The following is a 20216-nucleotide window of genomic DNA, read 5'->3' as shown; positions in this document are numbered from 1 at the left end:
CTACCGCGGGATGACCGCGAACAGGAACCGCTTCCGCACCATGTACCAGCTGAGCAGGATCATCGCGGTGTGGATGAGCATGCCCTCGAGGACGTTCGACCTGTCGAGGCCGGGGATCGACGCGATGAGCAGCACGAAGAACACCTGCCACACGAACACGTAGAGGCTCGCCTGCCCGAGCGGGATCCACAGCCACCCGATCGCGGCGTTGATCGGCTTCCAGAACACGGTGAGCACCGCGTACGACACGACCGCGAAGAACGCGATGTCGACGAGCCGGCCCCACTGCAGGTCGACGCGCTGGTACGCCGTGTTGTACAGCTCGTCGTACATCCCGGCGGGGAACGGCGTCGGGGTGAACCCGGCGACGTGACCCGCCCAGACGTAGACGAGGAACCCGGCGTACCCGACGACGCCGATCGCCATGAGCAGCTTGCCGACACGGCTCGTCAGCGCGGCCATGATCCGCCGCCGGTAGTACCCGAGCACGAGCCCGTGGGTGAACACCACCTGCCAGGTGAAGAGCGGGAACACGGCCTCGAACTGCGACGGCAGCGGCGACAGGTCGGGGCGCACGGCATCGAGCACGTAGAGCGCCCAGCTGACGATGAGCAGCGCCCACCACGCACGGCGTCGGATGATCCACATGAGCACCGGGATCGCGATGCTGAGCACCACGAAGAGCCCCATGATGTTGAACGGCCACGGGCCCATCTCGAGGAGCAGGAACTGCCGGACGGCGTACCAGGGCGGCGGGTAGTCGAGCAGCCGCATGGCGTTCGGGTAGAGGTCGTAGACGCGGCCTTCCGCGCCGACCCCGCCGGTGCCCGTGCCCCGGTCCGTGAACGTCGTGATCGCCGACGCCTTGAGGAACGGCACGAAGCTCAGCGCGAAGACGACCAGGATCACCCCGAGCGTGACGAGGTACTGCTTCCGGGCGCGCCGCCACGCGTTCACCGCCGAGGCCCACTCGCCGAACCGCGCGACGCCCAGCGGGTAGACCATGCCGAGCACGAGTCCGCTGAGGAACACGAACATCTCGGCACCCGTGATCGCGCCGATCGCGTGCAGGGTGAGGTACGAGTAGGGCCCGGCGAGCTCGACGTGCGTGATCACGACCGCGAGGATGATGAACCCGCGGAACAGGTCGATCCGGAGGTCGCGCCCGGGCTTGCCGTCGTCGTCGTACCGCCAGGACGGCGCGAGCCGACCGACGAGCCCGGACAGCAGGAACGTCAGCGCGAGCACGACCGCGCACGCGACGATCCAGGCCATCTGGTCGCCGCCGGTCTCGAGCTGCTGGTTCGTCGCCGCGCTGCCCTGCTGGGCGGTGACGCGGTCCGTGACGGGTCCGAACACGAAGCGTCCGGCGTCCTGCAGGTCGGTCCGGAACGACCCGGCGATCCCCCGGACCGCGGTGTCCCGCCAGTCCGCGACCCGGTTGCCCGCCTCGGGTTCCTCACGGTCGGCCTCGAGCCAGGTGACGCCCCGGACGAGCGGGTGGCTCGGCAACGCGGCGATGACCTGGCGCCACCAGCCCTGCTTGACCGTCAGCTCGGCGGCCCCGCCGAGCGAGTGGACGTCCAGCGCGCCGGTGTCGAGCAACAGCGGCCGGTGCTCCCCGACCGCGAACCGCTGGTAGAAGGTGCGGTCCTGGGGCTGGGTGTACCCCCAGGACTCGTCGAAGCGTCGGTCGACCTCACCCGCGACGGGTGCCGCGTTCTGCGAGAGCGACACCGATCGGCCCGCCGCCGCGGTCGCCTTGCCCTTGCCGAAGAAGAACATGGACAGACCGACCCAGTCGACCGAGGCGCTGCCCGGCCAGTACGGCGCGTACGGGTCGTCCGCCTCGGTCAGGCGGTCGTCGTGGTTCGTGTCGAGTGCCGCGATGTCCATCGCGTTCGCCGAGGCGAGGCGACCGGCGGCCTCACCGAAGGGGTAGCCGGAGCCGTAGGAGGGTGACCAGACCATGCGGGCCTTCGACGTCCCCGCGTGGACGACGCGTGCGAGCTGCCGGAAGGCGCTGACGAACTCGGTCGGCTGCTGCCCCCACCGGACCCAGGTGCCGTTCATCTCGGGCGCGAACCGGACGAGCTGCTCCGTGCCGTACTGCTTCCGGACCTGTTCCAGGAGTCCGTCGGCGCGCCGGGCGTCGGCCGCGTCCAGTCGTGCCAGGGAGGTCCTCGGTTCGAAGCTCACCACGAGGACGGCGCCCTGCGCGGCGGCCTGGCGCGCCGCGGTCCGCCACTGCTGGGCAGCGCGCGCGTCCACCGGGTAGTCGACGTCGATGCCGTACATCGACGGCGTCGCGCCGAGTCGGCCCGCGTACCCGTCCGGGGCGTCGTTCGCCCAGTCGAGGTCGGGCCCGAACCAGGTGCCGGTCCCGCGCGGGGTCCCCGACGCGGTGACGCCCGCGGGCGACGACCGGGTGGCCGCCGACGCGACGGGCGCCGTCCCCCCGAGCACGAGCACGGCGATCGCGATGACCAGGGCCACCGCGCGCGTCGTGCGCCGCTTCATCGTCGACACACGAGTGTCCAGATGTTGCGGCCGTGTTCGTGGCGGTAGTCGAGCCGCTCGAGGCTCGCGAGCGCCAGCGCGAGGCCGCGACCGCTCTCGTCCTCGATGTCGGCCATGGTGACGGCCGCGAGATCGATGTCGGCGGGCAGGCCGTTGTCCTGGAACTCGGCGACGAGGACCTCGTCCGTCGCGTCGAGGTCGAGCGTGTAGCGGCGACCACCGACCTCGGCGTCGCTGCGCCGCGAGTGCTCGACGATGTTGGCCGCGATCTCGACGATCGCCGTCTCGAACGAGAACCGCGTGGCGATCGCTGCCTCGTCGCCGAGCTCGGTCCACCAGCGGTCGAACGCGTCCTGCAGGGTCTCGATGCTCTCGAGTGTCGCGGGCACGTCGATGTGCACGCGTCGACCACCGGTGATCGGGGCGGGCTGCTCAGTCACGGAGGGCGTCCTCGACCGATGCGCGCGGCTGGAGGATCCGGTCCAGGTTCGTCAGGCGGAGCACCATCGACACCTGCTCGGACGGCGCCACGAGGCGGAGGTCGCCGCCTGCCTGTCGCGCCGACTTGAGCAGGGACACGAGCGCGCCGAGCCCGGACGAGTCGACGAACGTCGTGCCGGAGAGGTCGACGACGAGCATCTGGTCCCCCGCCTCGAGCCGCTCCGTGGCGACCGCACGGAGCTTCGGTGCCGATGCGACCGTCAGCCGGCCCTTCGGCGTCAGGACGACGCCGCCCTCGACGGGTTCCACGTCCACGGTGATCATGCTGTCTCTTCCTTCTCCCGGAGCGCATCCGGCCCCGTGTAGCGAACGGCCCGGATGACGATGCTGAAGATCGCGAGGTCGAAGACGACCCATGCCGAGTTGATGAGGGGGGCGATGCCGTGCGCCTGCCCCGCCGCGTAACGGACGGCGACGAGCACGAGCGCAGCGACGAGGCACCCCATGGCGACGAGCTGCGGCCGCACGAGATCCCACCGGTGGCCGGTGAACTCCTGTTTCGTCTTCGGGGTCACGCGGAACCCGAGCGGCTGCCCGAGGTACACGTTGCGGAACGCGGACGTGACCGACTCGATCCAGACCGGGAACAGCGCGAGCGAGTACTGCTGCCCGCGCCACGTCGGGCGTCCGGCCGCGACCACCCAGAACAGCACCTGGTTGAGCACGAGGAACGGGATGAGCCGCGCGAAGAAGTCGACGCTGTACGCCTGGACGGGCACCACCCCGAACGCCAGGCAGAGCACCGGCGCGGCGATGTACACGACCGCGGCGAACCCGGAGAGGTAGCTCCACATGGTCGAGAAGTACATGAGGCGCTGCGCGAACGACAAGCCCCGCTGCACCAGCGGGTTCTCGCGGAAGAACACCTGCATCGTGCCCTGAGCCCAACGGAGTCGCTGCGTCAGCATCGTCGGCAGGTCCTCGGGGGCCAGCCCGCGTGCGAGGAGCTCGTCGTGGTATGCCGACCGCCAGCCGAGGCCGTGCAGGCGCATCGCGGTCGCCATGTCCTCGGTCACCGAGATCGTGGCCAGTGGCATGATCGCCTGGGCCTCGTCGCCACGGCTGACGTCGAGCGCGCCGACCAGGAGCGAGATCGCCTCGATCGCGACGATCGGCGACGCGTCGCGCTGGCCGAGCAGGTCGAGCGCGGAGTCGTCGATGGCGGCGAAGGTGTCGGCCTCCACGGACAGCGCGGCGAGCTCCGCCAGGTCCTGACGCATGGCGGCGAGGTCGGCGCCGGCGAACCGGAACGCGATCGCGTCGATGCCGCGCTGGAACCGGTAGGTCACGTCGGCGATGCCGTCGCCGTTCGCGAGCTCGGCGCGCGCGCGGTCGACGATCGCCCCGGCCTCGTCGAGCGCCTGCAGCACGCGCGGCTGGCCCTCGGCCTCCTCCCGTGCCCGCGCGAGCAACCGGCGCGAGGTGCCGATTGCGCGATGCACGCCCTGTTCGACCTCGTCGACGTACCGGGACACGCCCAACTGCATCAGGGCCTCCCGGCGGAGGATCGCGTTCGACCCGCAGAAGAAGGCGGCGTTCCAGCCGTCCTTCGACTGCTGGATCGGTCCGTAGAAGAGCGGCGCCTGGCTGCCGAGCACGTCGGACTCGGGCACGTTCTCGAACCACTGCGGCGTCTGCACGAGCGCCATCCGCGGTTCCTTGAAGTACCCGAGGGTGCGGTCGAGGATGCGCGGGTCGGGCACCTGGTCGGCGTCGAGGATCAGGAGGAACTCCCCCTCGGTCGCCAGCAGCGCGTTGTTGAGGTTGCCGGCCTTGGCGTGCCGCGGCCGGTCGATCCAGTCCGACGACCGGGTGATCACGCCGATGCCCGCGGCCTCGGCGGCCTCGCGGATCTCCGGCCGCGCGCCGTCGTCGAGGATCCACGTCGTGTGCGGATGCCGGATCGCCACCGCGGCGAGCGCCGTGCGCATCACGAGCTCGACGGGCTCGTTGTACGTCGTGATGAAGACGTCGACCGTGACGTCCTCGGCGGGTGGGGCCGGTGGTTCGCCGCGTTCGCGGATCCGCCAGGCGCCGAACGCGAACAGGAGCGAGTCGATGACGCTGTAGGTCTCGGCGAGGATGAGCGGCACGGCGATCCACCACGAGTGCCAGTTGACGGAGGCGACCCAGCGCCATCCGACGTAGTCCGCCCCGGCGAGCGCCGCGAGGACGACGACGACCCGGATGGTGACGAGCCGCCGACGCGAGGTCGTGTGCTCGAGGAGCCGCCGGTCCCGGCGGGTCATCTCGAGGGTCACGGGCGGTACTCCGCGACCACGACGGTGACGTCGTCGAGCGGCACCCGCTCGGCGCTGAGTGACCGGATGCGTTCGACGAGGGCGTGGATGTCGGCCGCCTCGCGCGTGTAGCCGGCGAGCTCGTCCGGCCAGACGATCTCGTCGTCCAGCACGTCGAGCACCCCGTCACTCACGAGGACCAGGCGGTCGCCCGGGTACAGCGTCGTCGTCTGCGCGGTGTGTGGCTGCGGCAGGATCCCGATCGGGAGGCCCGTGCCGGTGAGCTGCTCGGCCGTCCCGTCCGCGCGCACGAGGATCGACAGGCCCGCGCCGGCGTCGACGTAGGCGAGGCGCCCGGTGTCGAGGTCGATGGTGGCGTGGAAGTAGGTTACGAAGGCGTTCGTGCGCTGGAGGTCGCCGGTCATGGCCCGTTCGATACGGTCCACGGCCGCGCCGAGCGAGACCTCGTCGGTGATCGAGGGCACGATCGTCCGGGCGGCGGCACGGGTGGCGGCCCCGAGGATCGCCGCCGCGGTGCCCTTGCCCATGACGTCGCCGATGGCGACGTGCACGAGGCGTCCGACGACGCCGTGGTCGTAGTAGTCGCCGCCGACGCCGAGCGACGGGATGCAGACGCCCTCCACGCGGACCTCGTCGGTGACGAGCGGCCGCTCCGGCAGCAGGGCCTGCTGGGTGTCGCGCGCTCGCACGGCTTCGGCCTCGGCGAGGAGTTCCTCCTGGGCCCACGCAGCGAGGTCGGTGAACTCCTGCATCTCGCGGGGGGAGAGCGTCCGGGGCTCCTTGTCGATGAGGCAGAACGACCCGACGACGTTGCCGGAGGCGTCGGTGAGCGGGTGCCCGATGTAGAAGGCGAGTCCGTTCTCGACGAAGGGCCGGATGTCGGCGAACCGGGGGTCGAGGCGCGCGTCGTCCGTCGTGATGACCTCGCCCGTGTCGGTGACGAGCTTGCAGGGGGTGTCCCCCCGGCCGGACTCGGCGTCGTCGAACCCCGCACGGCCCATGTAGAGCGCGCGGTCACGGTCGATCACCGTGACCGAGGACATCATCACGCCGAACATGGCACGCGCGATCCGGGTGATCCGGTCGAGGCGCGGATTGCGGTCCGGTTCGGTGAGCCCGAGGCTCTCGACGGCGCGCTGCCGTCGGTCCTCGCGCACGCTGGGCTGGTCGGTCGTCGCGTCGTCGAGGGTCGGTTGGGTCCCCACAGCGCATGCCTCCTGATCACGAGCACACGGAAAACGGTGGCGCGTCCGGGCGGGACCTCCAGGGGGTCCGGTCGACACGTGCCGCCCGCGCCGGCCGATGGCTTCGGATCGAGCGCGTACCACTCTGTCTACCGCATGATCGGGTGCCGTGCGCACTGTGCGGGGCGCGCCGGGGTCATCTCGCCCCTTGGACTGGGGCAGACCAACCGCGCCGCGCCGCCGCTACCGCACCTCGTCGAGCAACCGCCCCCGCCCCTCGGCCAGTCGTCCGCCGCGCCGGTACTCCTTGGCCACCATGTCGAGGACCTCCTCGGCCGAGACCTCGTCGGTGCGCTTGTCGAGGGTGATCTCGCCGTGCTGCAGCAGGTTGACGCGGTCGCAGACGTCGAACACCTGCGTGTAGTTGTGCGCGATGAGGATGATCGACACCTCGCCGCGTTCGCGGAGCATCGAGATGAAGTCGAGGATGATGCCACCCTCCTTCGCCCCCATGGCCGCGAGTGGTTCGTCGAGCAGCAGGATCCTCGCGTCGGAGTACACCGACCGCGCGACCGCGATCGCCTGCCGCTGACCACCCGACAGGTTCGCGACCTCGTCGTTCACCGACGCGATCCGGATCCCGATGTCGTCGAGGTACCGGCGAGCGTTCTCGCGCATCTCCGAGCGGCGGAGGAACGGCCCGCGCCGGAGCTCCTTGTTGAGGTAGAGGTTGAGGTACACGGGCAGCGTGTTGACGAGCGCCAGGTCCTGGAACACCGTCTCGATGCCCCGCTCCCGCGCGTCGCCGATGCCGGTGAACGTGACCGGGTCCCCGTTGAGGAACAGCTCGCCCTCCGTCGGCTGGTGGTACCCGGTCAGGATCTTGATGAGCGTCGACTTGCCCGCGCCGTTGTCGCCGATGAGCCCGAGGACCTCGCCCTTGCCGACGTGCAGGTTGATGTCGCGCAGGGCGGTGACGGACCCGAACCGCTTGCTGACGTGCCGTGCCTCGAGCGCCGGTGGCGTGCCTCCCGGCGCGCGGTCGGTCGTGCCCGTACCCGTGGTGGTGGTCATGGCTACTGCTCCTTCGCTCGCTGCCGGAAGCGCGCGAGGTAGATGTTGAGGATCATCGCGAGCAGGATCGCCGCGCCCTCGACGATGACGAACGTGGTGGCGGAGATGCCCTCGATGTTGAAGCCGTCCTGGAGCACGGCCAGGAGCAGCGCACCGAGGAAGGCGCCGACGACGGTGCCGGAGCCGCCGATGAGCGACGTCCCGCCGAGCACCGCGGCCGCGATCGCCATGAACATGAGGTCGTTGCCGCCCGCGTTGGGGTCGAACGACTTGGCGATGTTCGTGCCGTCGAGGATGCCGGCGAGCCCGGCGAACAGCGACGTGAGCATGAACGCCCGGATCTTGACGCGCCGGACCGCGATGCCCGCCTCGGAGGCGCCGACGAGGTTCGCGCCCGTGGCGATCGTGTGCACGCCCGACCGGGTGCTCGTCAGCACGACCTGCATGACGATGACGATGAGCACCGCCCAGACGAGCTCGGACCACTGGTACCCGCCGAACACCGCGACGAGCGCGCCCTTCGTGGGGGCCGGCAGCGGTGTGCTCCCCGCGATGGCGAGGGCCACGCCGTGCAGGCCGTACAGCGTCCCGAGCGTCGCGATGAACGACGGCAGCTTGAGGTACTGGTTCACGACCCCGTTGAACAACCCGATGAGCGTCGCGACGACGAGCGCCAGCAGGAGCGCCGTCCACAGCGGCATCGCGTCGGCGAACGTCACCATGAGGATCGGCGTCAGCGCGAACGTCATGCCCGCGGACAGGTCGATCTCGCCGCAGATGAGCAGGAACACCTCGCCCGCCGCGATGATCGCCGCCGCGCTGAGGAAGTTCGCGATGTTGCCGATGTTCGACCCCGTCAGGAACGCGTGGTTCGTCGCGGCGAAGTAGATGATGAGCGCGACGTCGACGACGAGCACCGAGAACTCGCGGATCCGGAGCACACCCCCGAGCGGCCCGCCGCGGAGGCCGCGGCGAGCCGGTCGGGGTGCGGACGACATGGGTGCCGGGGTGGGCGACTCCGTCTGGAGGCCGATGGCGTCGTCGCTCACGACGTGAGGTACTTCTGAACGGACGAGCTGCCCTCGAACCGGTTCGTCGACTTGAGGTACGGCTTCACGTTCTTCTTCGTGACGAATTTGAGGCCGGTGTCGGTGAGCGGTGGTGCGACGAGCGTGCCCGACAGCTTGTACAGGTACAGGTACAGCGTCGGCAGGAACCCCTGCAGGTACGCGGACTGGTCGATCGTGAAGCTGAGGATGCCGTGGCGGATCGACTTCTCGGTGGAGGCCAGGAGGTCCCACCCGCCGCCCTTGTAGCCCTGCGATGCCAGGTCGTACTTCTTCATGACGTTCGCGACGCCCTGGGTGCTGCCCGCATCGACCGCGAACAGGCCCTTGTAGTCCTTGTTCCCGGTGTAGAACGCGTCGATCGCGCTCTGCTCCTTGCCCTCGTCGGCCCCGGTGGCGATCTGCTTGACCTGGAACCCCTTGTTCGCGGCCTTGAGCGCCGCGATCGCACCGTCCGCTCGCGGCTGGATGTTGAGGGCACCCGGCGTCGCGATGAAGATCGCGATCTTGCTGCCGTTCGGCAGGAGCTTCGCGATGTGCTCGCCGGCGGCCTGCCCCGACGCGTACAGGTCCTGGCCGATGTAGTTGAGCCGCGCGTTCCCGGTGACGTCCGCGTTGTAGGACACGACGGGGATCCCCGCGGCGAGCGCCTTCTTGACGGGCTCGTTGAAGGCGGTCTTGTCGACGAGTGACACGGCGATGCCGTCGACGCCGCCGCTGACCGCGGTGTTGAACGCGCTGACCATCTGCGACACGTTCGAGGTCTCCGAGCCGGTCCACTGGGGCTTCGGCAGGCCGAGCATCGAGGCGGCGTCGGCGAGTCCGTACTGCGTGGCCTGAAAGAACGTGTTCGTGGTCACGTGGTTGATGAACACGAACTTGAACCCGGGCGTCGACGGGAAGTTCCCTGCCTTCCCGGCCGCGCTCGCCATGTCCCCGCCGGAGAACGACAGCAGGCCCGACGCCAACGCGGCGGCACCTGCCAGTCCCGCTCCGCGGACCAGTCCCCTCCGGCTCGGGCCAGGCCCGGCCCCCATCGCCGCAACTGCGTTCTCGACCGCGTCGTCTTCCACGGATACCTCCTCGTATCGGGCTGCGTGCGGCACCGACGACGAGGACGTCGTCGGTGTCCGACGCGTCTCCCCCCGCGCTTCGGTGCCACGGATTGGGGCATTCCTAGACCCGGTCTCTCCGGGCGGTCAAGAAAGCTGAGCGAACGTTCCCATCCGATGGTTCGTGAACAGCGCTCACCCAGCTTGTCCCCCGAAGAAGGCCCGATCGCCGAACGAAAACGATGTCGGTGCCCGGTCGGGCGCGGTCGCTACGATCACGGGATGGCGGAAGCGAGCGCATCGCAGGCGCGGCGGAAGGACCTGGGACGTCACCAGAACCTCACGTCGCTGCTCCGTCGTGTGCACGCCACGCCCGCCACCAGGAGCGACCTGACCCGGTTCAGCGGCCTCAACCGCTCGACGGTCGCCGGGTTGGTCGGCGAGCTCGTCGACCGCGGGCTCGTGATCGAGGACGAGGTCCGTGGCGCGGGATCGGTCGGCCGTCCGAGCCCCACGGTCCGCCCCGCCGACCGGGCGGTCGGGATCGCCGTGCACCCCGAGATCGACGCCGTCCGGGTCGCCGCGGTGCTGCTCGGCGGCCGTGTGGTCCGGCGCGTCCGTGTCGACGTGGACCAGCCTCCGACACCGGAACGCGTCGCCTCCATCGCCCAGGAGGCCGTCGCCGCCATCCGCGCGGACCTCCCGCCTGGTGCCGTGGTCGTGGGCGCGGGCGTCGCCGTCCCCGGGCTCGTGCGCGTCGCCGACGGGGTCGTCCGCCTGGCGCCGCACCTGGACTGGCACGACGTCCCACTCGCCGCCCAGCTCGCCTCGGCGCTGGACATGCCGGTCCGCGCCGCGAACGAGGCCTCGCTCGGGGCCGCGGCCGAGTGGGTGTTCGGCGCCGGCCGGGGGGCGGACGACCTGCTCTACGTCAACGGCGGGGCGAGCGGCATCGGCGGTGGGATCGTCACGGGCGGCGTGCCGCTGCTCGGCGCGAGCGGCCACGCCGGCGAGATCGGCCACGTGTCGATCCGGACGGACGGGTCGCGGGACAGCGCCGGCCTGGTCGGGACCCTCGAGGCCGCGGTGACCCGGGCTCGGCTCGCCGCGGTGCTCGACGTGCGCGAACCCGACCCCGACACCTTCGAGCGGATGCTCCTCGCCGCGACCGAGGGCGGCAGCAGCCGGTCGAGCGCCGTGGTCGCGGAGGTCGAGCGCCAGATCGACACCCTCGCGATCGCGCTCGCGAGCGTCGTGAACGTGCTCGGCTCGGAGCGGATCGTCCTCGGCGGGTTCCTGGCAGCCCTCGCGGCGGCAGACGGTCCACGCCTCCGCAGCGCCTTCGACGCGCACCTGCTCGCGCCGCTCGTCCCCGACGTGCAGATCCGACGGGCGGAGCTCGGCGCGGACATCCTGCTCATCGGTGCGGCGTCGCTGCCGCTCGAGCACGTGCTCACCGAGCTGCCGACGCTGGGCTGAGCCCCTCGGCCGACCGCTCCAGCCGCGGGGTCGCGATGCCGAGCGCACGTGCGGTGGCGAGCATGTCCTCCAGCACGGCACGGGGCTCCGCCGCGTGGGGATCGGTGTGTGCTGCCAGGCTCGCCCGTGCGATCGGGAGCAGGCGGGTGGCCCACGCCGCCGATGCGGCCGACATCCCGGGGAACCGAGCGGGCGTCGTCGCGCCGCGGTGGCGCCCGATGTCGACCCCCCGCGCCGCGAGGACCGGGAGGAGCTCCCGGCTCGTCAGGAACGCCCCGCGAAGCGCGCGGCGATCTCCGATCATGGCCGCCAGGCCGCCGCTCGTCAGCGCTTGGGAGAACATGCCCGCGTCCATGACGAAGTGCGACCACAGCCATCCGCGCATGTCCGGCTCGTCCCGGACCACGAGTCCCGCCTGCTGCAACGTCGTCCGCACCTCGGGTGCCCGTCGATCGCCCGGCGTCCCGCTCGAGCCGAGCACGACCGAACGGAGCAGCGCGCCGTGCAGGACGCCGTCGCCGTCGAATCCCCCGCCTGCGCCGGGGAACCCGAACACCACCTGATCCGCGGGGAGCGGAGCCACCGCGGCGACGGGGTCGTCCCACACGTTGCCCAGGACCAGCACCGTGGCCGAGCCGACCACCGGAGCCAGGGACGCCACGGCTTCCCGCAGACGATGGTGCCCGACACTGAGCACGACGAGATCGAAGCCGTCCCCCGGCTCGACGGACTCGCGCAGCCGGGTCGCGAACGTGGTGCGCCGCCGTCGGCCGAGCAGTCCCTGCCTGCCGTCGACGAGATCCGTGCGGACGTGGGCCCCGTACTCGCGAGTCCGGCCCGGGCGGACGAGGAACTCGACATGGTGCCCGGCCTCCTGGAGCACCTGGCCGTGGATCGTCGCGATGACGCCCCGCCCGACCATGAGGATCCGCATCATGCCTCCGATCACTAACGTGGAGACGATCTCCGGTCTGGACGATACGGAGGTCGTCTCCAGTTCGTCAACCGGGAGGGCACATGGCCGAGGAGCGGGCCCTGCGCGCTGACGCGCGCCGGAACCGAGACGCCATCGTCGCGGCCGCGCGATCGGTGTTCGAGCACGACGAACAGATCCGGTTCGACGACTTCGCGGAGCGGGCTGGCGTCGGGGTCGGGACGCTCTACCGTCACTTCCCCACACGGGAGGCACTGGCCGCCGCGGTCTACCAGGGCGAAGTGGCGGCGCTGTGCGAGCGTGCCCGGGACGCATCGCGGCCGGCCGGCGAACGGCTCGTCGGGTTCCTCCGCGCGTTCGTGGACCACGTGATCGAGCACGTCGCCCTCGCGCGCGCCTTCGCCGCCCTCGTCACCCCAGCGACGCAGGCCGAGGGTGGGAGCGAACTCGAGCGCACCGTCGCGGACCTCATGGCCCGCGCGGCCGCTGACGGCACCATCCGCGACGACGTGACCCCGGGCGCGGTGATGATCGCACTCCACGGCATCGGCTCCGCGATCGACCGCCCCGACTGGGCGATGGAGGCCCGCTCCGTCGCGGAACTCGTCATCCGCGGACTGGAGGCCCGCTGACCGAGCGGCGAGGCGACGCGCCAGAGGGCCTGTGATGGGTCAGGAGCCGACGCGCCGCGCGCCCTTGCGGACCCGTCCGTCGTGCAATACGTTGTGACTCACAACAAACCCCTTCAGGAGCGCACCATGGCAACGAAGCCCACCCGCGACGACAAGTTCTCGTTCGGTCTCTGGACCGTCGGGTACAACGGCACCGACCCGTTCGGCGGTCCGACCCGTCCCCCGCTCGATGTCGTCGAGGCCGTCGAGAAGCTCGACGAGCTCGGCGCCTACGGCCTGACGTTCCACGACGACGACCTGTTCGCCTTCGGCTCGACGGACGCCGAGCGCCAGAAGCAGATCGACCGCCTCAAGGGCGCGCTCGAGTCCACCGGCCTCGTCGTGCCGATGGTCACGACGAACCTCTTCAGCGCCCCGGTGTTCAAGGACGGCGGGTTCACCTCGAACGACCGGCAGGTCCGCCGGTTCGCCCTCCGCAAGGTCCTCCGCAACATCGACCTCGCCGCCAAGCTCGGTGCGACGACGTTCGTCATGTGGGGTGGTCGCGAGGGCGCCGAGTACGACACCGCCAAGGACGTCCAGGCGGCGCTCGAGCGCTACCGCGAGGCCGTCAACCTCCTCGCCGACTACGTCACCGACAAGGGCTACGGCATCCGGTTCGCGATCGAGCCGAAGCCGAACGAGCCCCGCGGCGACATCCTCCTGCCCACCCTCGGGCACGCGATCGCGTTCACCGAGACCCTCGAGCGCCCGGAGCTGTTCGGGATCAACCCCGAGGTCGGGCACGAGCAGATGGCCGGCCTCAACTTCACCGCGGGCATCGCCCAGGCGCTCTACCAGGGCAAGCTCTTCCACATCGACCTCAACGGCCAGCGCGGCATCAAGTACGACCAGGACCTCGTGTTCGGGCACGGCGACCTGCAGAACGCGTTCTCGCTCGTCGACCTCCTCGAGCACGGCGCACCGCAGGGTGGCCCGGCGTACGACGGCCCGCGCCACTTCGACTACAAGCCGAGCCGCACCGAGGACTTCGACGGTGTCTGGGACTCCGCCGCCGCGAACATGCGCATGTACCTGCTCCTCAAGGAGCGCGCGCAGGCGTTCCGCGCGGACCCCGAGGTGCAGGCGGCGCTCGAGGCGTCGAAGGTCGCCGAGCTCCGCACCCCGACGCTCAACGAGGGCGAGTCGTACGACGACTTCCTCGCCGACCGCTCGGCCTTCGAGGACTTCGACGCCGACGCGTACTTCGGCGGCAAGGGCTTCGGCTTCGTCAAGCTGCAGCAGCTCACCCTCGAGCACCTCATGGGCGCGCGTGGCTGAGTCGCTCGCCAGCACGACCGACCCCGGTGACGAGGACCTCCTCGTCGCCGGGGTCGACTCGTCCACGCAGTCCTGCAAGGTCGTCATCCGGGAGGCCCGCAGCGGCCGGGTGGTCCGCTCCGGTCGTGCGAGCCACCCGGACGGCACCGAGGTCGACCCCGCCGCGTGGTGGGACGCCCTCGGCGCGGCGATCACCGACGCCGGCGGGCTCGACGACGTCGCCGCGATCGCCGTCGGCGGGCAGCAGCACGGCATGGTCGTGCTCGACGCCGACGGCCGGGTGATCCGCCCCGCGCTCCTGTGGAACGACACCCGCAGCGCCGGTGCCGCGGCCGACCTCGTCGACGAGCTCGGCCCGGAGCAGTGGGTCGAGCGCACCGGCCTCGTCCCGGTCGCCTCGTTCACGGCGACCAAGCTCCGGTGGCTCCGCGACACCGAACCCGACAACACCGCCCGGGTGGCCGCGGTCGCGCTCCCCCACGACTGGCTGTCCTGGCGCCTCCGCGGCTACGGCCCCGCGGACGAGAGCCCGCTCGGACCGGACCTCGACGCACTCGCGACCGACGCGTCGGACGCGAGCGGCACCGCCTACTGGGACCCGGCCCGCCGCGCCTACGACGCCGACCTGTTCGAGCGGGCGCTCGGGCGGGTGCTCCGGGAGGCCCGGCCGGGCACCGCGACGGACGGCGGCGACGCGGTGGTCGTCCCCCGCGTCGTCGAGCCGTCCGCCGCCATGGGCACGCTCGACCGGGAGGTCGCACTCCCCGGTGGCGCCGTCGCGCACGCCGGTCTCGTGGTCGGCCCGGGCACCGGGGACAACGCCGGGGCCGCACTCGGCCTCGGCCTCGGGCCGGGCGACGTCGCCGTGTCCCTCGGCACGTCCGGCACCGTGTTCGGCGTCACCACGGCCTCCCTGGCGGACCCGAGCGGGACCGTGGCGGGGTTCGCCGACGCGACGGGGGCGCGCCTCCCGATCGTCACGACGCTCAACGCAGCGCGTGTGCTCGAGGTGATCGGTGGGCTGCTCGGCGCGGACCACGGCGAACTCGGCGCGCTCGCGCTCGAGGCCCCGGCCGGCGCCGGCGGGCTCGTGCTCGTGCCGTACTTCGTCGGCGAGCGCACCCCGAACCGGCCCGACGCCACCGCCTCGCTGCTCGGCATGACCCCGTTGACGACCACGCGCCCGTACCTGGCACGTGCCGCCGTCGAGGGCATGCTGTGCGCCCTCGCCGACGGTCTCGCTGCCGTCGAGGGCACGGGGACCCGCGTGGAGCGCCTGTTCCTCATCGGCGGGGCCGCGCAGAACCCCGCCGTGCGGACCATCGCCGCGCAGGTCTTCGGGCGCGACGTGCTCATCCCCGACCCCGGTGAGTACGTGGCCGCGGGCGCCGCGCGGCAGGCCGCGTGGGTGCTCGGCGGTGCGCTGCCCGACTGGCCGCTCGCGGCGGACACGATCCCGGCCGATCCGCGGCCGGAGGTGCTCGCCGCGTACCGCAGGAGCCTGTAGATGCCGTTCACGGACCTCCCGCTCGCCGAACTCCGCGCGTACCGGCCGGTGGTGCGCGAGCCGGACGACTTCGACGCGTTCTGGCGGACGACGATCGCGGAAGCGCGGCAGGCCGCGACGACGGCGGGCGTCGGGCCCGTCCTGACGCCGGCCAGCACGCCGATCACCGAGTTCGTCGTCGAGGACCTGGCGTTCCCCGGCTTCGCGGCCGAGCCGGTCCGGGCGTGGGTCACCCGTCCACGCCGGCCGCGGGACGAGCGGCTCCCGGTGGTCGTCGAGTACCTCGGCTACAACGGTGGCCGCGGGTTGCCGGGCGAGCGCGTGCAGTGGGCCCTCGCCGGGTACGTCCACGTCGTCATGGACACGCGCGGACAGGGCAGCGGCTGGGGCAACGGCGGTGACACGCCGGACCCGCACGCGTCGAACGGGCAGGTCGCGGGGTGGATGACGAACGGGATCCTCGATCCGCACGAGCACTTCTACCGGCGTGTCCACACGGATGCCCTGCGGCTCGTCGACGCGGTGCGGACGCTCGCGTTCGTCGATCCGGCGCGGGTGGCGGTCACCGGCGGGAGCCAGGGCGGCGGCATCGCGATCGCCGCCGCGGCCCTCGCCGAGTCGCACGGGGACGGCGTCGTCGCGGTCATGCCCGACGTCGCGTTCCTGGCCGACTGGGAGCACGGCGCCGAGGTGGCGGTGAGCGACCCGTACCAGGAGCTCGTGCGCTACCTCGCCGTGCACCGCGACCACGCCGAGGCGGTGTGGACGACGGCGAGCTACCTCGACGGCGTCAACTTCGCCAAGCGGATCACGGCACCGGCGCTGTTCTCCGTGGCGCTCATGGACGAGATCGTGCCGCCCCGCACCACGTTCGCGGCGTTCAACGCGCTCGCGTCGGAGGACGCCGTGATCGAGGTCTACCCGTACAACGGGCACGAGGGCGGCGGTGGGCACCACTGGCCGAAGCAGGCGAGGTTCCTGGCGGCGCACCTCTAGCCCGCTTCGTCCCCGCCTCCCCCTCCTCCGCCTCCCCCTCCTCCCCTCCTCCGCGAGATCGCACTTGTTGCCGTTCTGGCGCTGTCCAGAGCGGCAACAAGTGCGATCTCGCGGATGACCGGAGGAGCCCGGCAGGGTCGGAGGACGATACTGCTGACGTGCCCTCGACGGCGAGGGCGACGGCGGAAGGACGACGATGACCGACACCAGCACCGACCTCGAGGACATCAGCCTCGGGGGCCCCGACCGGATCCCCGTTCCCGAGGGCGCCTCGCCCGAGATCGCGGAGGCCGTGCGCGCGCTCTACACCGACGGCACGATCGGCAAGAAGGGCGCCTTCTCCCGCGAGTGGGCGACCGACATGGCCGAGGACGTGTACGTCGCGTTCCACCAGGCCCTCGCGCGGAAGGGCGGCACGATGGGCCGCGGTCCGCGCCGCTACTACGTCGAGATCCACCCCGAGCAGCTCCGCGGCTGGGTCGACATCGTCGACCACCCGTGGGTGCGCGAGCTCAGCGAGGCGGTCCTCGGGCCGGAGTACCAGATCGTCGAGCTCGGCTTCGACATCCCGTTCCCGGGTGCGAAGAACCAGCCGTGGCACCGCGACTTCCGGATGCCCGAGGCGACGCGTGAGGACCGGCGGCTGACGTCCCTCGCCTTCAACCTCACGGCGGTGGACACGGTCGACGAGATGGGCCCGTTCGAGATCGCCCTCGGCACGCAGTGGGACCTCTCGCCCGAGTTCGACCACGAGATGTTCCCGCCAGCGTCCTTCGCGCCGCGCTACGCCGAGCGTGCCGTCCGCAAGTACCCGAACATGGGTGACATCGCGGCCCGGTCCGCGCTCACGATCCACCGGGGCACGCAGAACTTCTCGTCGCAGCCGCGTCCGGTGCTCGTGCTCGGCATCGACGCGCCCGGTGCGGGGAACGCCGAGCACCACGACATGGCCGTCACGCATGCGTTCCACGAGTCGCTCCCCCAGCGGGTCCGCGACCACCTCGTCTGCCCGGTGGTCGACGAGCTCACGCCCATCGTGCAGAAGCACGACATCGAGGGCCTCATGATGGGCGGCGCCTGACCCCCAGGCCCACCTCCCCCCACCGAGATCGCAGAAGATGCCGCTCCCCATGACTTGGAAGCGGCATCTTCTGCGATCTCGCGGAACCGGGGCGGAGGCCCGGCGCCCGCCCGGCGGGCACCGCGCGTCAGACGCCCGACACGACCCGCCAGGCGACGAGCCGCTCGTCCGCCGTCGTGACCTCGTGCACCGGCCCCGCGATCGTGAGCGTCGCGCGCGGCGTCGCGGAACCCGGGAGGTCCTGCGCCACGGCCTGCTTCTCGTTCACAATGACGCCGCCCGTGGTCTCCTCGGTGTCGACGGGGGCCGCCGACGCCGCCGCGTGATCGCCGACCCAGACCTCGACGTCGCCCGGCTCGACGACCCGGACCATGCGGCGGTCGCTGAAGGCGAAGCGCGTCGTCGGCACGTCGAAGGCGACGCGGACGGACTCCCCCGCCTCGAGGTCGACCCGCGCGTAGCCGAGCAGCTGCACCACCGGACGGGTCACGGAACCCTGGACGTCGTGGCCGTACAGCTGCACCACGTGGCCGCTCGCGGTCGCACCGGTGTTCGTCACGGTCACGGCGGCCGTGAACGTGTCCCCGGCGCCGACGGTCCGGTCGACGACGAGGTCCGAGTACGCGACCGTGGTGTACCCGAGCCCGAACCCGAAGGGCCGGAGCGGCGTCGAGTCCGTCGCGGTGACGTCCGACGGCCCGCCGAGCACCGGGTGCAGGTACGAGTACGGCTGCGCCCCCGCGGACCGGGGCAGCGACACGGGCAGACGCCCGGACGGTGCGACGCGACCGGTGATCACGTCGGCGATCGCGAGCCCGCCGCCCTCACCGGGGAAGAACGCCTGCAGCACCGCGCCCGGCTTCGGGCCCGTGCCGTCGAGCGCCCACCCGATCGCGTACGGCCGACCGGTGAGCAGGACCACGACGACCGGCGTGCCGGTGGCGAGCACGGCCTCCACGAGCTGCCGCTGCACGCCGGGCAGTTCGAGTGACTCGGAGTCGTTGCCCTCGCCCACGGTGCCCCGGCCGAACAGTCCGGCCTGGTCGCCGACGACGACGACCGCGAGCTCGGCGGCGGCCGCCGCGTCGACGGCCTCCGCGAAGCCAGTCGTGTCGTCGCCCTCGACCGCGCAGCCGACGGCGTGCACGATCTCGGTGGCACCGAGGCCCGCCGCGGCGAACGCGCCGGGCAGTGCCTCGAGCACCGTCGGGATCGTGAACCCGAGTGGCAGGTCGGGGTGACCGGCGAGCACGTGGTTCGCGAACGAGTAGCACCCCTGCAGGGCCTCGGCCCGATCCGCGTTCGGGCCGATCACGGCGACCCGGGCGGGTGCCGGACGACCGGCGCCGGAGTCGACCCCGGACCTCCCGATCGGCAGCACGCCGTCGTTGTGGAGGAGCACGATCGACTCCTCGGCGAGCCGCCGGGCGAGCGCCTGGTGGCGCGGCGAGTCCAGGTCGATCGCCGTCGGCGGCTCGTCCTCGTACGCGTCGTCGTCGAGCAGGCCGAGCGACTCCTTCTGCGCGAGCACGCGGAGCACCGCACGGTCGACGTACGCCTCGTCGAACTCGCCCGAGCGGACGCGGTCGACGAGCGGCTGCAGGTAGGCGTCACCGGTCGGCAGCTCGACGTCGATGCCGGCCTCGAGCGCGAGCGCGGCCGCCTCACCCCGGTCGGCCGCGACGCCGTGCATGACCTCGAGGAACGCGACGGCGAAGTAGTCCGCCACGACGACGCCGTCGAACCCGAGGCGCTCCCGGAGCACCCCGGTCAGGTAGTCGCCGTTCGCGGCCATGGGCACGCCGTCGATCTCGGCGTAGGAGTTCATGACGGATCGGACGCCACCGTCGAGGACCGCCATCTCGAACGGGGGCAGGAACACGTCGGCGACCTCGCGCGGCCCGGCGTGCACGGGGGCGTGGTTCCGCCCGGCGCGCGATGCGGAGTAGCCGAGGAAGTGCTTGAGCGTGGCGTGCACGCCGGCGTCCTGCAGCCCCCGCACGTACGCGGTACCGACGGTCCCGACCAGGTACGGGTCCTCACCGATGCACTCGTCGACGCGGCCCCAGCGGGGGTCACGGACGACGTCGAGCACGGGCGCGAGCCCCTGGTGCACGCCGAGTTCGCGCATGGAGTCCCCGATGGCGCGACCGACCTGTTCGACGAGCTCCGGGTCGAACGCGGCGCCCCAGGCGAGTGGCGTGGGGAACGTCGCGGCGCGCCATGCGGCGAGCCCGGTCAGGCACTCCTCGTGCACGAGCGCGGGGATCCCGAGCCGGGTCTCGCGCTTGAGGCGGCGCTGCTCGCCCCAGAGCCACGCCGCGCGTTCCTCGGCGTCGACCGGTCGCGTGCCGTAGACGCGGGTGAAGTGGCCGATGCCGTCGCGGGTGACCTCCGCCAGCGGAGCCGAGGCGTCCTGCCCCGCGGCCATCTCGCCCTGCATCGGCGCGACGACGCCGTTCTGGTCGAGCCAGTAGCCGACGATCTGCGCCGCCTTCTCCTCGAGGGTCATCCGCGCGTGCAGGGCGCGGACCCGGTCGGACACGGTGGGCATGGCGGGGGGCGTCGCCGCGGCGACGACGGCGTGGTCGTCGACGTCGGTGGTGGT

At 71.8% G+C, this 20216-nt stretch carries 16 protein-coding genes; 6 read left to right on the top strand and 10 right to left on the bottom strand.

Features of this window, described 5'->3' with window-relative positions:
• The 8 genes from opgC to DEI93_RS05055 form a co-directional block, all read right to left on the bottom strand.
• Entirely contained in the window at positions 1–2520 is a 2520-nt protein-coding gene (gene opgC / locus DEI93_RS05090; RefSeq protein WP_258372207.1) for an OpgC domain-containing protein, read from the bottom strand.
• On the bottom strand, positions 2517–2960 hold the full coding sequence (locus DEI93_RS05085; RefSeq protein WP_111119507.1) for an ATP-binding protein: 444 nt from the start codon (positions 2958–2960) through the stop codon (positions 2517–2519). Before DEI93_RS05085 ends, opgC begins: the two co-directional genes overlap by 4 nt.
• Positions 2953–3285, bottom strand: coding sequence for an STAS domain-containing protein (locus DEI93_RS05080; RefSeq protein WP_111011459.1), 333 nt, complete (start codon positions 3283–3285; stop codon positions 2953–2955). The genes DEI93_RS05085 and DEI93_RS05080 overlap by 8 nt, the downstream gene beginning before the upstream one ends.
• Positions 3282–5270 (bottom strand): glycosyltransferase family 2 protein, encoded by a 1989-nt coding sequence (locus DEI93_RS05075; RefSeq protein ID WP_111119526.1) that lies wholly within the window; start codon positions 5268–5270, stop codon positions 3282–3284. Before DEI93_RS05075 ends, DEI93_RS05080 begins: the two co-directional genes overlap by 4 nt.
• A gap of 8 nt (positions 5271–5278) precedes the next feature.
• Positions 5279–6487: a PP2C family protein-serine/threonine phosphatase gene (locus tag DEI93_RS05070; RefSeq protein ID WP_111119508.1), complete on the bottom strand. Its 1209-nt coding sequence runs from the start codon at positions 6485–6487 to the stop codon at positions 5279–5281.
• Between the two features lie 222 nt (positions 6488–6709).
• Positions 6710–7540 (bottom strand): ATP-binding cassette domain-containing protein, encoded by an 831-nt coding sequence (locus DEI93_RS05065; protein ID WP_111011457.1) that lies wholly within the window; start codon positions 7538–7540, stop codon positions 6710–6712.
• Positions 7541–7542: 2 nt separating this feature from the next.
• Entirely contained in the window at positions 7543–8589 is a 1047-nt protein-coding gene (locus DEI93_RS05060) for an ABC transporter permease (RefSeq protein ID WP_220035698.1), read from the bottom strand.
• On the bottom strand, positions 8586–9680 hold the full coding sequence (locus DEI93_RS05055) for a substrate-binding domain-containing protein (RefSeq protein WP_220037859.1): 1095 nt from the start codon (positions 9678–9680) through the stop codon (positions 8586–8588). The genes DEI93_RS05060 and DEI93_RS05055 overlap by 4 nt, the downstream gene beginning before the upstream one ends.
• Positions 9681–9941: 261 nt before the next feature.
• Between DEI93_RS05055 and DEI93_RS05050 the strand changes: the two genes are divergently transcribed.
• Positions 9942–11138 carry an ROK family protein gene (locus DEI93_RS05050; protein WP_111011455.1) on the top strand — a complete coding sequence of 399 codons (1197 nt, stop codon included), beginning with the start codon at positions 9942–9944 and terminating at the stop codon, positions 11136–11138.
• Here the strand turns inward: DEI93_RS05050 and DEI93_RS05045 are convergent.
• Positions 11113–12075 (bottom strand): ketopantoate reductase family protein, encoded by a 963-nt coding sequence (locus DEI93_RS05045; protein ID WP_258372208.1) that lies wholly within the window; start codon positions 12073–12075, stop codon positions 11113–11115. The two genes, DEI93_RS05050 and DEI93_RS05045, sit on opposite strands and share 26 nt — an antisense overlap.
• Before the next feature lie 80 nt (positions 12076–12155).
• On the opposite strand from DEI93_RS05045, the gene DEI93_RS05040 reads away from it, so the two are divergent.
• From DEI93_RS05040 to DEI93_RS05020, 5 genes are all read left to right on the top strand, one after another.
• Positions 12156–12704 (top strand): TetR/AcrR family transcriptional regulator, encoded by a 549-nt coding sequence (locus DEI93_RS05040; RefSeq protein WP_111011454.1) that lies wholly within the window; start codon positions 12156–12158, stop codon positions 12702–12704.
• Positions 12705–12830: 126 nt separating this feature from the next.
• Entirely contained in the window at positions 12831–14024 is a 1194-nt protein-coding gene (gene xylA / locus DEI93_RS05035) for a xylose isomerase (RefSeq protein ID WP_111119509.1), read from the top strand.
• The gene (gene xylB / locus DEI93_RS05030; RefSeq protein WP_111011452.1) at positions 14017–15531 is read left to right on the top strand and encodes a xylulokinase; all 1515 of its coding nucleotides are present in this window, start codon (positions 14017–14019) and stop codon (positions 15529–15531) included. The genes xylA and xylB overlap by 8 nt, the downstream gene beginning before the upstream one ends.
• Positions 15532–16527 carry an acetylxylan esterase gene (locus DEI93_RS05025; RefSeq protein WP_111011451.1) on the top strand — a complete coding sequence of 332 codons (996 nt, stop codon included), beginning with the start codon at positions 15532–15534 and terminating at the stop codon, positions 16525–16527.
• A gap of 196 nt (positions 16528–16723) precedes the next feature.
• Complete coding sequence (locus DEI93_RS05020) at positions 16724–17608, top strand: phytanoyl-CoA dioxygenase family protein (protein WP_111120742.1); 885 nt, start codon at positions 16724–16726, stop codon at positions 17606–17608.
• Between the two features lie 127 nt (positions 17609–17735).
• On the opposite strand, the gene DEI93_RS05015 is transcribed toward DEI93_RS05020, so the two are convergent.
• Positions 17736–20162 carry a beta-xylosidase/alpha-l-arabinosidase gene (locus tag DEI93_RS05015; protein ID WP_111120527.1) on the bottom strand — a complete coding sequence of 809 codons (2427 nt, stop codon included), beginning with the start codon at positions 20160–20162 and terminating at the stop codon, positions 17736–17738.
• Positions 20163–20216 lie beyond the last annotated feature (54 nt).

This window comes from Curtobacterium sp. MCBD17_035 (assembly GCF_003234815.2).
GTDB lineage: Bacteria > Actinomycetota > Actinomycetes > Actinomycetales > Microbacteriaceae > Curtobacterium.
Note: the sequence above shows the minus strand (reverse complement) of the source record. Positions and strands in the feature narration are given on the sequence as shown.